General features: G+C 65.3%; 9 protein-coding genes, 1 tRNA gene and 1 pseudogene. 6 read left to right on the top strand and 5 right to left on the bottom strand.

Translation table 11 applies throughout. The features are described from left to right. The first annotated feature begins 48 nt into the window (after window positions 1-48). The 3 genes from DCM79_RS31055 to DCM79_RS31045 all read left to right on the top strand — a co-directional run bounded on the left by DCM79_RS31055 (window position 49) and on the right by DCM79_RS31045 (window position 4,992). Window positions 49-1,218: an efflux RND transporter periplasmic adaptor subunit gene (locus tag DCM79_RS31055; RefSeq protein ID WP_257177823.1), complete on the top strand. Its 1,170-nt coding sequence runs from the start codon at window positions 49-51 to the stop codon at window positions 1,216-1,218. Continuing rightward, the gene (locus DCM79_RS31050) at window positions 1,215-4,361 is read left to right on the top strand and encodes a multidrug efflux RND transporter permease subunit (RefSeq protein ID WP_257177822.1); all 3,147 of its coding nucleotides are present in this window, start codon (window positions 1,215-1,217) and stop codon (window positions 4,359-4,361) included. Before DCM79_RS31055 ends, DCM79_RS31050 begins: the two co-directional genes overlap by 4 nt. 64 nt (window positions 4,362-4,425) lie before the next feature. Beyond that, window positions 4,426-4,992, top strand: a complete 567-nt coding sequence (locus DCM79_RS31045; protein WP_257177821.1) for an invasion associated locus B family protein — start codon at window positions 4,426-4,428, stop codon at window positions 4,990-4,992. Window positions 4,993-5,003: 11 nt separating this feature from the next. Here DCM79_RS31045 and DCM79_RS31040 read toward each other — a convergent pair whose 3' ends face one another. Next, a complete protein-coding gene (locus DCM79_RS31040) occupies window positions 5,004-7,292 on the bottom strand; it encodes an arylsulfatase (protein ID WP_257177820.1) in 2,289 nt (762 codons plus the stop codon). A 164-nt stretch (window positions 7,293-7,456) separates the two neighbouring features. On the opposite strand from DCM79_RS31040, the gene DCM79_RS31035 reads away from it, so the two are divergent. Next, the gene (locus DCM79_RS31035; RefSeq protein WP_257177819.1) at window positions 7,457-8,131 is read left to right on the top strand and encodes a TetR/AcrR family transcriptional regulator; all 675 of its coding nucleotides are present in this window, start codon (window positions 7,457-7,459) and stop codon (window positions 8,129-8,131) included. Between the two features lie 17 nt (window positions 8,132-8,148). Here the strand turns inward: DCM79_RS31035 and DCM79_RS31030 are convergent, their stop codons facing one another. The 4 genes and pseudogenes from DCM79_RS31030 to DCM79_RS31015 all read right to left on the bottom strand — a co-directional run bounded on the left by DCM79_RS31030 (window position 8,149) and on the right by DCM79_RS31015 (window position 10,363). Continuing rightward, the gene (locus DCM79_RS31030) at window positions 8,149-8,511 is read right to left on the bottom strand and encodes a DUF1428 domain-containing protein (protein ID WP_257177818.1); all 363 of its coding nucleotides are present in this window, start codon (window positions 8,509-8,511) and stop codon (window positions 8,149-8,151) included. Window positions 8,512-8,683: 172 nt separating this feature from the next. Continuing rightward, window positions 8,684-8,757 (bottom strand) — tRNA-Gln (locus tag DCM79_RS31025). 264 nt (window positions 8,758-9,021) lie between these two features. Next, a pseudogene (locus DCM79_RS31020) lies at window positions 9,022-9,674 on the bottom strand (MBL fold metallo-hydrolase). A gap of 83 nt (window positions 9,675-9,757) precedes the next feature. After that, the gene (locus DCM79_RS31015) at window positions 9,758-10,363 is read right to left on the bottom strand and encodes a TetR/AcrR family transcriptional regulator (protein WP_257177817.1); all 606 of its coding nucleotides are present in this window, start codon (window positions 10,361-10,363) and stop codon (window positions 9,758-9,760) included. A gap of 199 nt (window positions 10,364-10,562) precedes the next feature. On the opposite strand from DCM79_RS31015, the gene DCM79_RS31010 reads away from it, so the two are divergent. Together DCM79_RS31010 and DCM79_RS31005 are read left to right on the top strand one after the other, a co-directional pair. Beyond that, window positions 10,563-11,804 (top strand): efflux RND transporter periplasmic adaptor subunit, encoded by a 1,242-nt coding sequence (locus DCM79_RS31010; RefSeq protein ID WP_257177816.1) that lies wholly within the window; start codon window positions 10,563-10,565, stop codon window positions 11,802-11,804. Window positions 11,805-11,964: 160 nt separating this feature from the next. Further along, on the top strand, window positions 11,965-15,153 hold the full coding sequence (locus DCM79_RS31005) for an efflux RND transporter permease subunit (protein WP_257177815.1): 3,189 nt from the start codon (window positions 11,965-11,967) through the stop codon (window positions 15,151-15,153). Window positions 15,154-15,161 lie beyond the last annotated feature (8 nt).

Below are 15,161 nucleotides of genomic sequence, written 5' to 3'. Positions count from 1 at the left end.
TTGCCCTATTATTCTAAGCTGAGGGCATACGAGCCGACACGAGACGACATGAAAAAGTCCCGGCCGATCCTCTGGCTTCTGATCATCGCGGCCGTGGCCTCCGCGGGTTACTATGGTTGGCAGAAATTCGGACCTGGGGCCGGAAAAACCCAGACCGCCCAGAAGGGTCCACCGCGACCGCCCCCCGTCCCCGTGAGCGTTGCGCCGGTCCAGAAGATCGACTTCCCGGTCTATCTGACCGGCCTCGGCACGGTTCAGGGTTTCAACACCGTCCAAGTCCGCAGCCGGGTGGATGGGCAGATCGACAAGCTCACCTTCAGGGAAGGCCAGATCGTCCAGCAGGGCGAGCTTCTGGTCTCGATCGATCCCCGTCCCTATCAGGCCGCGCTCGACCAGGCCAAGGCCAAGAAGGCGCAGGATGAGGCGAGCCTTGCCAACGCCAATCTCGAGCTTCAGCGCGCCATGAAGCTCGGCGAATTCGCGACCGCGCAGCGGGTCGACACCCAGCGCTCGACCGTCGCCCAGCTCACCGCCCAGATCGCCGCCGACGAAGCCGCGATCGCCAACGCCCAGACCCAGCTCGACTACACCCAGGTCAAGGCGCCGATCACCGGTGTCGCCGGCCTGCGCCAGGTCGACGTCGGCAACATCGTCAACGCCTCGACGCAGACGGGCATCGTCACGATCTCGCAGGTCGAGCCGATCTCCGTGATCTTCACCGCGCCGGAAGACCAGCTTCCCTACATCAGCGAAGGCCAGAAGAGCGGCGCGCTCAAGGTGATCGCTTTCACGACCGACGGCAAGAAGACGCTTGCCGAGGGCAAGCTCGCAGTCATCAACAACCAGGTCGACACCAGCAGCGGGACGATCCGGCTCAAGGCCGTGTTCGAGAACAAGGACCACGCGCTGTGGCCGGGCCAATCGGTCTCGACGCGGCTTCTGGTGCGGACGCTGAAGGACGCGACCGTGGTTCCGGACGACGCGGTCCAGCACTCCACCAACGGCCTCTACGCCTACACCGTCAATCAGGACAACAAGGCCGAGCTGCACAAGGTCAAGGTCAGCTATGCCATCGACGGACGTTCGGTGATCGAAGAAGGCTTGAGCCCGGGGCAGCAGGTGATCACCGGCGGCCAGTTCAAGGTGCAGCCCGGAAGCCTGGTCTCGACGGCGGTGGCGAGCTCGAACCCGACCCAGAACAAGGTGCGACAGGAATGACCGAGGGCGGGATTTCGGCACCTTTCATCCGTTATCCCATCGGCACCTCGCTGCTGATGGCCGGCATTCTCTTTGTCGGTCTCGTCGCCTATCCCCTGCTTCCGGTCGCACCGCTGCCTCAGGTCGACTTCCCGACCATCCAGATTACCGCCAATTTGCCGGGCGGCAGCCCTGAGACAATGGCCTCGTCCGTGGCCCAGCCGCTGGAGCGCCAGTTCGCCCAGATCCCCGGCATCGCCCAGATGACCTCGACGAGCTATCTCGGCACCGCGTCGATCACCATCCAGTTCGACCTCAACCGCAGCATCGACGGCGCCGCCAACGACGTGCAGGGCGCCATCAACGCCGCCAGCGGCCAGTTGCCGAAGAATCTGCCCTCGCCGCCGACCTACCGCAAGGTCAACCCGGCCGACGCGCCGATCCTGTTGCTGTCGGCGACATCGGATACGCTGCCTCTGACCAGCGTCAGCGACGCGGTCGATGCCCAGCTCGCCCAGCAGATCAGTCAGCTGTCGGGCGTGGCGCAGGTCTTTATCGGCGGCCAGCAAAAACCCTCCATCCGCATCCAGGTCGACCCCGCCAAGCTGGTTGCCAAGGGCCTGTCGATGGAGGACGTCCGCAGCCAGATCGCGATCACCACCGTCGACAGTCCCAAGGGCAATATCGACGGCGAGAAGCGCGCCTACACGATCTACGCCAACGACCAGCTCACGCAGGCGAAGGACTGGAACGACGTCATCATCGCCTATCGCAACGGCGGTCCCTTGCGAATCCGCGACGTCGGCCGGGCGGTCAGTGCCGCCGAAGACGCCAAGCAGGCGGCCTGGGCCAACGGCAAGCGCGGCGTCTTCCTGGTGATCTTCAAGCAGCCCGGCGCCAACGTCATCGAGACCGTGGACCGGATCAAGGCGACCCTGCCCCGCCTCGTGGCAGCGATCCCGCCCGCGATCAAGATCGAGCTCATCAGCGACCGTACCACGACCATCCGCGCGGCGGTCGAGGACGTCCAGTTCACGCTGCTGCTGACCATCGCCCTCGTGGTCATGGTGATCTTCATCTTCCTGCGCAGCTTCTGGGCGACGGTCATTCCTACCGTCACGGTTCCACTGGCGCTGCTGGGCGCGTGCGCTCTGATGTGGCCGGTCGGCTATTCGCTCGACAATCTGTCGCTGATGGCGCTCACCATCGCGGTCGGTTTCGTGGTCGACGACGCCATCGTCATGCTCGAGAACATCACCCGCTACATCGAGGAAGGCGACTCGCCGATGGAGGCCGCCTTCAAGGGCTCCAAGGAAATTGGATTCACCATCGTCTCGATCAGCATCTCGCTGGTGGCGGTGCTGATCCCGCTGCTGTTGATGGGCGGCATCATCGGCCGCCTGTTCCGCGAATTCGCCGTCGTGCTGGCGATGACCATCTTCGTCTCGATGTTCGTGTCGCTGACCCTGACGCCGATGATGGCCTCGCGCTTCCTGCGTGCCCATGGCGAGGTGCAGCACGGCCGCTTCTATCAATGGAGCGAGCGCGCCTTCGACGCGATGCTGCGCGGCTACGAATACGTCCTCGATCACGCCCTCGCCTGGCGGCGCACCACGCTTGCGATTTTCTTCGCCACGCTCGGACTGTCGATCTACCTGTTCGTCCTGATCCCGAAGGGCTTCTTCCCGCAGCAGGACGTCGGCCTGATCACCGCGACCTCGGAAGCCTCGCAGGACATCTCGTTCAAGGAGATGACCCGGCGCCAGGAGCAGCTCGGCAAGATCATCCTGGCCGATCCCGACGTTGCCAGCGTTGCCATGTCGATCGGCGGCAGCGGCCGTGCCGGCAACAACGGCAATATCTTCATCACGCTGAAGCCCCGCGACCAGCGCGAGGCCTCGGCGCAGCAGATCATCGCGCGACTGCGTCCCCAGTTCGACAAGGTCGAGGGTGCCCGCCTCTACATGCAGGCAGCCCAGGACGTGCGGCTCGGCGGCCGGCCGACGCGTACGCAGTTCGAATTCACGCTGCAGGACGCCAATCTGGAAGAGCTCAACGAATGGGCGCCCAAGATCCTCGCTAAGATGCAGACCCTGCCCGAGCTGCGCGACGTCGCGACCGACCAGCAGACGCAGGGCACCACCGTCCAGCTCAAGATCAACCGCGATACCGCCTCACGCTACGGCATCCAACCGCAGCTGATCGACGACACGCTGTATGACGCCTTCGGACAGCGGCAGGTCACGCAATATTTCACCCAGCTCAACACCTACAAGGTGATCCTGGAAATCCTGCCGGAGATGCAGGGCAATCTCGACAGCCTGAACAAGCTTTACCTCAAATCGCCGCTGACCGGCGACCAGGTGCCGCTGTCGACGTTCGCGACCTGGACCACCGATCCGGTCCGTCCGCTCTCGATCAGCCATCAGGGCCAGTTCCCGTCGATCACCATCAGCTTCAACCTCGCGCAAGGCGTCGCGCTCGGCCAGGCGACCGAGGCGGTGCAGAAGGCGATGGCCGATCTCGGCGCGCCGCCGACGCTCAATTCGAGCTTCCAGGGCACCGCGCAGGCGTTCCAGCAGTCGCTCGGCACCGTGCCGCTCTTGATCCTCGCCGCGCTCGTCGTGGTCTACCTGGTCCTCGGCATCCTCTACGAGAGCTACATCCATCCGATCACGATTCTGTCGACGCTGCCCTCGGCCGGTGTCGGCGCGCTCGCGATCCTGATGGCGGCCGGCTTCGACTTCAGCCTGATCGCGCTGATCGGCATCATCCTGCTGATCGGCATCGTGAAGAAGAACGGCATCATGATGGTCGATTTCGCGATCGCAGCCGAACGCGACGAGCACAAGACGCCGGAGGAATCGATCCGCCAGGCCGCGCTGCTGCGCTTCCGCCCCATCATGATGACGACGATGGCCGCGCTGCTCGGCGGCGTGCCTCTGATGCTCGGCCACGGCACCGGCGCCGAGATCCGTCAGCCGCTCGGCTACGCCATGGTCGGCGGCCTGATCGTCAGCCAGGCGCTGACGCTGTTCACCACGCCCGTGGTCTATCTCTATCTCGACAAGCTCAACAACTGGTTCTCGACCTGGGGCCGTTCGGGTGACGACGAAGGCGACGAGGCACCCGCGCCCGGCACGGTCAAGGAAGCCGCCGAGTAAGCTTGCGCCGCGGCCGCGGCGAGGCTACAGCGAGGCCCTCGGTTAACGCCAACGTGGTTTCGCCATGCCCATGCAATCCAGACTTGCCGCTCTCGCCGCCGCTATCCTGTTGTCGACGGCCGCCGCGCAGGCCCAGCAGAGCGCGAAGAAGAACGCAGCGCCTGCCCCGGCCGCGCAGCCCTCGCCCGCGCCGACGCAAGCACAGGCGGACGGTGCTCCCGGGCAGCCCGGCTGGATCGTCCGTTGCACCAGCGCCAGCCGCGAGGCCCCGCTCGAATGCGCGATGGAGCAGAACGCGGTGCTGACCAAGACCGGCCAGACCGTCGTCCTGATCAACATCCGCATCGCGCCCGACACCCGCACGCCGATCGCGCTGCTGCAGTTGCCGCTCGGCCTCAACCTTCCCGTCGGCGCCAAGATCCAGGTCGACGAAGGCAAGACCTTCGACCTGCAGATCCAGACCTGCGAGAACCGCGGCTGCTACGCCTCGACCCCGATCGCGGCGGACCTGCTCGCCGCTTTGAGGGCCGGCAAGCAGTTGAAGGTCTCGTTCCAGAACATGGCCAAGGAGACGATCGCGATCCCGATGCCGCTCGGCGATTTCGCGGCGGCCTACGACAAGATCAAGTAGCTCACCTCTCGCTACTGCCGCGCCATCTGGGCGTTGCCGACGGCTTCGCCGTCGAGCTTCTGGTCGTCATGCATGGTAACCGTGACGCGCAGGAGTCGTCCCCCGTACTCGAACGGCGCCTCGTAGTGTGACACGGGGCTGCCGCGGTCGCGGCCGATGTCGAGTCCGGACCACGAGATCAGCGTATGAAATCCGAGCTGGGTCTTCAGCGAGCCCGCCGGCTCGCCGTCGATCAGCAGCGTGTAGGCGCTGATGCCGGTGCGCGCGCCCTTGGCCGGCGGCTCCTTGCGCACGAGCCGTTCGACGCGCACGCCGAGCCACCGCGGGCCCGAGGGCACCTTACGGTCCGACCGTACGATCTGGTGGCTGCCGCCGATGTTGAGATCGTGCACGAGATGGCCATCGCTGACATAGAGGCTATAGCCCGAGGTCGCGTCGCCGTGCGAGATCAGCACGCCGTCTGCGCCGGGCTCATCGATCTCGACATGCGCCTCGATCGTGTAGCTGCGGCTGCGCACATCGGGCGCGACGTCGGTCGGGACGTGCCCCATGCCGGCGTGGAAGACGAAACGATGGCGCGCCCCGTGGAAGCGCGCGGCATTCTCCGCAAAGCGCGGCCCGAAGCGGTCGTCGAGGGGCAGCACGTTGTGCTTCTCGGCCTCTTCCCACCACGCCGCGATCATCCGGCCGAGGCGCTCCGGCTCAGCTGTCGCAAGGTCGTTGGTCTCGGAGAAATCCGCATCCAGGTGAAACAGCTCCCATTTGTCGTTCTCGAACGGTGTGCCCGACGGATGAAAGGCGACCGCCTTCCACCCCGCCTGCCACAGACCGCGATGGCCGAACATCTCGAAATATTGCGGCGAGCTTTTTGACGGCGCGGACGCGTCCGTGATCGACCGCGCAAAGCTCTCGCCCTCGAGCGGCATCTGCCGGCAACCCGCGATGTCAGTGGGAGCCTCGATACCGATCAGCTCCAGCAGCGTCGGCGTGAGGTCGCAGGCGTGGACGAACTGGTGCCGCAGCTCGCCTTTGGCCGCAATCCTCTTCGGCCAGTTGATGACGAAGGGATCGCGGATGCCGCCGCCATGGGTGTTCTGCTTGTAGCGCCGCAGCGGCGTGTTGGACGCCATCGCCCAGCCATGCGGGAAATTGCTGTGGGTGTCGGGCCCGCCGATGTCGTCGATGCGGGCGAGCTTCTCCGCGATCGGCTCCGGCTTGAAATTGAACGGCCCCATCGCGTTGACGAAGCCAAGCGGCCCGCCCTCCTGGCTAGCGCCATTGTCGGACATCACGATGATCACGGTGTTGTCGCGGATGCCGGCGGTGTCGAGAAATGCGATAAGCCGCGCAAGATGCCGGTCGGAATGATCGAGCATGCCGGCGAAGGCCGCCTGCAGCCGGGTGAAGATGCGGCGCTCGTCGGCCGAATGCTCGTCCCAGGCCTTCACACCGTCATTGCGCGCCGGCATCCGCGTATCCTCCGGCACCAGCCCCATCGCCTTCTGACGCGCGAGACGCTGCTCCCGCTCGACGTCCCAGCCGTGGGCGAAGGCGGCGTCATAGCTCCGGATGATGTCGGCCGGCGCTTGATGCGGTGCGTGGCAGGCTCCCAGCGCGACCCAGGCCAGCCAGGGGATCTCCGGACGATCGGCGAGGTGATCGCCGATGAAGCGGATCGACCGGTCGATCAGGTCTTCGGTCAGGTGATAACCGTCGGCATAGCTGCCCGGCGGATCGATATGCGCGTTGTCGGAGACCAGCTCCGGCGCGTACTGGTCGGTCTCGGCATCAAGGAAGCCGTAGAAGCGATCGAAGCCGCGCCCGAGCGGCCAGCCGTCGAACGGTCCGGTGGCGCCGCTTTCGGTCAGCGGCGTGACGTGCCATTTGCCAATCATGTAGTTGCGATAGCCGTGCACGCGTAGCATCTCGGCCAGCGTCCCCGCCTCACGCGCGATCTTTCCGCGATAGCCGGGATAGCCGGAATCGAAATTGGCGAGACATCCTACTCCGACCGAGTGATGGTTGCGCCCGGTCAGCAGCGCGGCGCGCGTCGTCGAGCACATCGCCGTGGTGTGGAAGCCGCTGTAGCGCAGCCCCTCTGCGGCCAGCCTGTCGATGGTCGGCGTCCTGATCGCCGAGCCGTAGCAGCCGAAATCGGAGAAGCCGACGTCGTCGAACAGCACGACCAGGACGTTCGGCGCGTCCGCGGGCGGCCTTGGCGGATCCGGCCACCACGGGGTCGATTCCGCAGCCGTCCTGCCGACGCTGCCGCGGAACGGCGTGCCGCTGCCTGCACTCATGTGATCCTCCCTGCCGGACCGTGTTTCGTTGTCCTGACGCCAGTTGGCTTGACGTCCGTTGTTTTTACGCCCGTCGTTTTGGCGCCCGCGGTTGACCCGCGGCTCGCGGTATCCTAAATTATAATCCGAATTATGATTATGATTTATGGCGGATGCAAGCACGGATGCGCCCACGGCCGGACCAGCCGGAGTTTCGCGATTTCGACCTGCCGGGCGTTGCCCCGTCGCGGCAGAAGCGCAGCCGGGAAACGACGCTGGCGCTGCTGCGCGCCGGCGCCGCGATGCTGAGGACGCGCAGTCTCGCCGAACTTTCGATCGAGGCGTTGTGCACCGAAGTCGGAGCCACCGTCGGCGCCTTCTACAGCCGTTTCGAGAGCAAGGAGAGCTATTTCAACGCGTTGATGGCGCTCGCCACACGCGACGCCGAGCAGCGGCTCGGCGACATCCGGCCGTCCTCACCCGACATGGGCCTCGACCAGCTCTGCCATGTCATCGTCAGCGGCATCATCGGCTGGATGCGCAGCCACGAGGGCGTGCTGCGCGCCGCGCTTCAGCACGATGACACCCGCCCGGACAAGTGGACGCCATTCAAGGCGCTCGCGCAGGCGACGACCGGGCGCGCGACTCCGCTCCTGCTGCCGGCCATGGGCAAGGGCCGCAAGCCGGCGAAGACCCGCGCCATCGCCTTCGGCTTCCAGATCGTGCTGGGCACGCTGGTGAACGCGATCCTGAACGATCCAGGACCGCTGTCGCTGTCGTCGAAAGAGATGGAGATGCGGCTCGCCGAATGCCTGGCCCTGCTACTGCAGGCCGAGATGGGTCACGCGACTGCGAGATAGGTCGTCCGCTCCTGCTGTCAGCCGATCACGTCGCTCGCCCGCAGCAGGGTGTTGAAGCCGCCATAGATCATGCGCTTGCCATCGAACGGCATGCCTTCCATTTTCAGCCGCGGATCGGCCATCACCTTCTTGTTGATGGCATCCCGGCTCTCCCGGTCACGGTAGACGATCCAGGCGAACACTACGATCTCGTCCTCCTTCGCGATCACAGCGCGTGGAAATGAGGTGAGCTCGCCATAGGGAACGTCGTCACCGATGCATTCGACATAGTCCAGCGCGCCGTGCTCCATCCAGATAGCGCAGGCGGTCGTCGCCATCGCCTTGTAGGCCTCGATGTTGGCCTTCGGCACGGCCAGAACGAAACCATCGACATAGGGCATCACGGATCTCCTCGGGTTGCATGGCCCAAGGACGATGAAGCGCGCCGCGATCCGACGTCGAGATGCGAATTCAGGATGAGACAAACCGTCGCGAGCGGCGGCGCGGTCAATGGCGCGAACGTCCCTGCCGACGGCGCACACGGGAGCTGGACTCTGGAAAAGTGCCCGGAACTGGCTGGGGAACCTGGATTCGAACCAAGACAAACAGAGTCAGAGTCTGTTGTGCTACCGTTACACCATTCCCCAACGGAATAGTCGAACAAATTCAATGACTTGCTGATTTGTTCGACTCGCCGGCAGCGCGTTTGGCGCAAATCACGGCTCAGGCGTGGCAGGGTTCTACCCGCTCGTCCCCGGGCTGGCAAGCGCTGCGGTGGATGGATCAAGCCTACTCCAGCTTGATGTTCGCCCGAAGCATGATCCGGACAAGGGCGGCGCGGTTTTCCAGAAGGATCACGCTTCAACAACGACTTAAAGCACGATGGCGGTGCATCCTTATCGCATCGGGGCTTAGATCACGATGTGATCGAAATCGGCGGCGATCCGGGTGTTCGGAAAGATCCGCGCCGCCTCGGCCAGGATCTCGTCGTCCTCGTATCGTCCGGACAGATGGGTCAGCACGAGTTGGCGGACGTTGCCGGCGGCCGCAAGAGCGGCCGCTTCCGCCGCGGTCAGATGGCCGTAATCCCGCGCAGTTGCGGCGTCGCGCTCGAGGAAGGTCGCCTCGATCACCAGCAGGTCGGCGCCGGCGACGTATTGCGACAATCCTTCGGTGGTTTCGGTGTCGCCGATCACCACGAGTTTCTTGCCGCCGCTCGGCGGCCCCAGAACATCTTCCGGATCGACCCTGCGATCACCCTCGATCACGACCGCTCGACCTGCGGCCAACTCGCCGCGCAAGGGACCGTCGGGAACGCCCAGCGCCACGAGCCGGTCCGGCCGAAGATGGCGGCGCGCGGGGCTCTGGAAGGTAAATCCAAAACTGTCGGTGTCGCGGTGACGAACCGGAAAGCAGCCGATGGTGAAATCGCCGGCTGGCGCTGCGTGCCCTCGCCGCAATCGACCAGGACACGCTTGCCCGCGGCCTCGACGAGGAGCGCCGGATGATTGCGTTCGGCGGAGGGAACGCTTGCCGAGGTGCCGAGGAATGTGAGGGCAAACATAATCGTCGATGTCCGGCGACCGCCCCTCCCCGCGACGGCGACGGCGCTGTCTGAGAAGCAGTCCGCGCTATGAAGATGGTCGACTACGTCTTGGCGGTCGACTGCGCTTCGACTGCCTGCACGGCGACATCAGCCACCTGCCGCAGCGCTTCACGGTCGGCACCGGAAGACGCCATCACGCCCATGCCGACGGACACCGCCGAGACGTAGCGCGCGAGGGCGGCGGGATCGGCCGTCTCCTTCAGATCGCCTTCAGCCTTGGCGCGGATGAAACGCTCGCGCAGCTGGTCCTCGTTCTGAGCGCGGCGGGCGGCGAGCTCAAAGGGGACGCTCTCGGAGCCGGAGCCGCAGGCGACGCCGCCTTGCACCAGCAGGCAGCCGGGCGGATTGGCGGGATCGGTCTGCTTGTCGGCAATGCCCATCAGCATCCGCTCGGCGACGTCGCGGGCGGTGGGGGCCGCGACCACCTCGTCCATCCAGGCGCCGCGCAATTTGGTGTAGCGGTCGAGCGCAGCCTTCAGCAGGCCTTCCTTGTTGCCGAAGCAGGCGTAGAGACTTGGCGGATTGATGCCCATGGCCTCTGTGAGCTGGGCGATGGTAGCGCCCTCATAGCCATGGCGCCAAAACACTTCCATCGCTTGGTCCAACGCCGCTTCGGTGTCGAATTCGCGGGGGCGTCCCATGCGCATGTGCCTGTCTCCTCGGAATTGGCGGACAATATCAGCCTAACGCCAGTTCCTATCTATTTGTTCTGGCTTTCTTTTTCTTGTGTCTTCCAATTGTCGCGGTATCGGCGTACATTTTTCTTAGTGACCGGTACATAAGTATCTTGCGCTGCGGTATCCAGCTCCACATCTGTAGTGAACACTACATATCTGGAGCGCGCAAATGCCCCCCTCCCAAAATACCTTCAGCACCGGCCGTTTCCGCCGCCTTCTGGGCGGCGTCGCCCTCGTGGGCGCCCTCGCCGCCGCCGGCTCGATCGCGACCGGCCGCTACTTCCACGCCGCCCAGGCGACAGCAACGGCCGCTGCGGCTGAACAGGCCGTGCCAGTCACCGTTGCGCTGATCGAACCGAAGCAGACCGTGCTGTGGGACGATTTCTCCGGCCGGCTCGAGGCCATCCACCGCGTCGAGCTGCGCCCGCGCGTTGCGGGCGCGATCCTCTCCGCCAACTTCACCGAAGGCGCACTGGTGAAGGCCGGCGACGTCCTGTTCAAGATCGACCCGGCGCCCTATGCGGCCGAGGTCGACAAGGCCAACGCCCAGCTCGAGGCGGCGAAGGCACGCGTGGTGTTCACCACCGGCGAGGTCGAACGCGGCGCACAGCTCGTCGGCAACGCCGTGGTGACGCGGCGCGATTTCGACCAACGCGAGAACGCCAACCGCGAAGCGATCGCCAACGTGAAGGCGGCCGAGGCGACGCTCCAGACCGCAAAGCTCAATCTCGATTACACCGAGGTACGCGCGCCCGTGGACGGCCGCGTCGGTAAGATCGAGGTCACCGTCGGCAATCTCGTCGCCGCCGGCACCGCCTCCCCGGTGCTGACCTCGCTGGTCTCGGTCAATCCGATCTACGCCTCGTTCGATGCGGATGAAGAGATCGTGCTGCGGGCGCTGAACTCGATCGCGGACGCCTCCGGCCAGCGCGGCAAGCTCGACCAGATCCCCGTGGAGATGACGACCTCCGGCGGCCTCTCGGCGAAAGGCCACATCCAGCTCATCGACAACCAGGTCAACGGCCAGAGCGGCACCATCCGGGTCCGGGCGGTGTTCCGGAACGAGGACGGCCGTCTCATCCCCGGCCAGTTCGCGCGCGTGCGCATGGGCCAGCCGAAGCAGCAGGCGCTGGTGATGATCGACGAGCGCGCGATCGGCACCGACCAAGACAAGAAGTTCGTGATGGCCGTCGGCGACGACAGCCGCGCGGTGTACCGGCCGGTCACGCTCGGCGGCGCCGTGGATGGATTGCGCGTCGTCACTTCGGGCTTGAAGCCGGGCGACCGTATCGTCGTCAACGGCCTGCAGCGCGTGCGTCCCGGCGGCCTTCTCAAAACGGAGGTTGCCGCCATGGGCGCGCGAGCACAGCAGGCCTCCAACCATAGCAACCAAGACGTGGTGCAGCGTTAGTGCACGCCGTCATCCCGGGGCGCGCATCGCGCGAACCCAGGATCTCGAGCCTATGAACTCCGATCACATCACTTCTGGATTCCGGGCGCGCGCTTCGCGCGCCCCGGAATGACTGCGGAGTTGTCCGGGGACGACCAAGATATTGCCCAGGGGCAAGACCATGAATCTCTCAAAGTTCTTCATCGATCGTCCGATTTTCGCCGGCGTGCTGTCGGTCCTGATCTTCCTTGCCGGCTTGATCTCGCTGTTCGCGATGCCGATCTCCGAATATCCCGACGTGGTACCGCCTTCCGTCGTGGTGCGCGCGACCTATCCCGGCGCCAATCCCAAGGTGATTGCGGAAACGGTGGCGACGCCGATCGAGGAGCAGATCAACGGCGTCGAGAACATGCTGTACATGTCGAGCCAGGCGACCACCGACGGCGCGATGACGCTGACGGTGACGTTCCGCCTCGGCACCGACCCGGACAAGGCGACGCAGCTGGTGCAGAACCGCGTGCAGCAGGCCGAGCCGCGCCTGCCCGCCGTGGTGCGCCAGCTCGGCATCATCACCAAGAAGTCGTCGCCCGACCTCACCATGGTCGTGCATCTGTTGTCGCCGAACGGCCGCTACGACATGACGTATCTGCGCAACTACGCGGTGCTCAACGTCAAGGACCGGCTCGCGCGGATCGACGGCGTCGGCGACGTGCAGCTCTATGGCGCCGGCGACTATTCGATGCGGGTCTGGGTCGATCCGCAGAAGGCCGCCGAGCACGGCCTGACCGCAAGCGACATCGTCAGGGCGATCCAGGCGCAGAACGTCGAGGCCGCCGCCGGCGTGGTCGGCTCCTCCCCGAACGTGAAGGGCATCGACCTGCAATTGTCCGTCAACGCCGAAGGCCGCCTCGCGAACGAGGAGCAGTTCGGCGACATCGTGGTCAAGACCGGCACGCGCGGCGAGGTCGTGCGCCTGCGCGACCTCGCGCGCATCGAGCTCGGGGCCTCCGAATACGGCCTGCGCTCGCTGCTGGACAACAAGCAGGCGGTGGCGATCCCGATCTTCCAGGCGCCCGGCTCCAACGCGCTGCAGATCTCCGACAACGTCCGCGCCACCATGGCCGAGATCAAGAAGAACATGCCGGAAGGCGTGTCTTACCAGATCGTCTACGACCCCACCCAGTTCGTGCGCTCCTCGATCGAGGCGGTGATCCATACGCTGCTGGAAGCGATCGCGCTGGTGGTACTGGTCGTGATCCTGTTCCTGCAGACCTGGCGCGCCTCGATCATCCCGCTGCTGGCGGTGCCGGTGTCGATCGTCGGCACCTTTGCCGTGATGCACGTGTTCGGCTTCTCCATCAACGCGCTCAGCCTGTTTGGCCTTGTGCTCGCGATCGGCATCGTCGTCGACGACGCCATCGTCGTGGTCGAGAACGTCGAGCGCAACATCGAGTCCGGGCTATCGCCGCGCGATGCCACCTATCAGGCGATGCGCGAGGTGTCGGGACCGATCATCGCCATCGCGATGGTGCTGATCGCGGTGTTCGTGCCGCTCGCCTTCATCTCCGGCCTCACCGGGCAGTTCTACAAGCAATTCGCATTGACGATCGCGATCTCGACCGTGATCTCCGCCGTCAACTCGCTGACACTGTCGCCGGCGCTGTCCGCGCTGCTGCTCAAGGGGCGCAACGAGCCGAAGGACCGGCTGACGCTGATCATGGAAAAGAGCCTTGGTTGGTTCTTCCGTGGCTTCAACAAGGCCTTCACACGCTCGTCGGAGAACTACGGCAGCAGCGTCACTCGGGTGATCTCGGGCAAGGCCGCGGTGATGGGTCTTTACGCCGCGCTGGTCGGCCTCACCGCGCTCCTGTTCCAGCAGGTGCCGGGCGGCTTCGTGCCGGGTCAGGACAAGCAGTACCTCGTCGGCTTCGCCCGCCTGCCCGATGGCGCCGCGCTCGACCGCAGCGAAGAGGTGATCCGCAAGATGAGCGACATCGCGCTGACCCAGCCCGGTGTCGAGAGCTCGGTGGCTTTCCCGGGGCTCTCAATCTCCGGCTTCACCAACTCGTCCAATGCCGGCATCGTGTTCTCGACGCTCAAACCGTTCGACGAGCGCAAGGATCCCGCGCTGAGCGGGAATGCCATCGCCGCCGAGCTGAACAAGAAATATGCCGGCATTCAGGAAGCCTTCATCGCCATGTTCCCGCCGCCGCCGGTCAACGGCCTCGGCACCATCGGTGGCTTCAAGCTGCAGATCGAGGACCGTGCCGGCCTCGGCTATGAGGCCCTGAACGAAGCGACTAACGCCTTCATGGCGGCGATGCAGAAGGCGCCGGAGATCGCCGGCGTGTTCTCGAGCTTCCAGGTCAACGTGCCCCAGCTGTTCGCCGACATCGACCGCACCAAGGCGCTGCAACTCGGCGTGCCCGTCACCGAGGTCTTCAACACGCTGCAGATCTACCTCGGCTCCTACTACGTCAACGACTTCAACAAGTTCGGCCGCACCTATTCGGTCCGCGTGCAGGCCGACGCGCCGTTCCGTGCGCGTGCCGACGACATCAGGCAGTTGAAGGTGCGCTCGTCCTCGGGCGACATGGTGCCGTTGTCGGCGCTGCTCACGATCCGCCAGAGCGCGGGGCCGGAGCGCGCGATCCGCTACAACGGCTTCCTGTCATCCGACATCAACGCGGCGGCCGCGCCCGGCTTCTCCTCGGGTCAGGCCCAGGAGGCGGCGACGCGGATCGCGGCCGAGGTGCTGCCGCCCGGTTTCGCCTTCGAATGGACCGACCTGACCTATCAGGAGTTCATCGCCGGCAATTCCGGCATCTGGGTGTTCCCGCTGGCGATCCTGCTGGTCTTCCTGGTGCTGGCCGCGCTTTATGAGAGCCTGACACTGCCGCTCTCGATCATCATGATCGTGCCGATGGGCTTGCTCGCTGCGATGTTTGGCGTCTGGGTCTCCAAGGGCGACAACAACGTCTTCACCCAGATCGGTCTGATCGTTCTCGTCGGGCTCTCGGCCAAGAACGCGATCCTGATCGTCGAATTCGCGCGGGAGCTCGAATTCGCGGGCCGCACGCCGATCCGGGCCGCGATCGAGGCGAGCCGGTTGCGGCTTCGTCCGATCCTGATGACGTCGATGGCGTTCATCATGGGCGTGCTGCCGCTGGTGCTCTCGACCGGCGCCGGCTCGGAGATGCGCCGCGCGATGGGCGTTGCCGTGTTCTCCGGCATGATCGGCGTCACCGTGTTCGGCCTGTTCCTGACGCCGGTGTTCTACGTGCTGCTGCGGACCGTCACCGGCATGAAGCCGCTGACGCATCACGGCAGCGACACCAGTGCGGCGCCTGTTCATGGGCCTGCAGAGTGACCGACGTC

Origin of the sequence: Bradyrhizobium sp. WBOS07, from assembly GCF_024585165.1 — a bacterium.
Lineage (GTDB): Bacteria > Pseudomonadota > Alphaproteobacteria > Rhizobiales > Xanthobacteraceae > Bradyrhizobium > Bradyrhizobium japonicum_B.
Note: the sequence above shows the minus strand (reverse complement) of the source record. Positions and strands in the feature narration are given on the sequence as shown.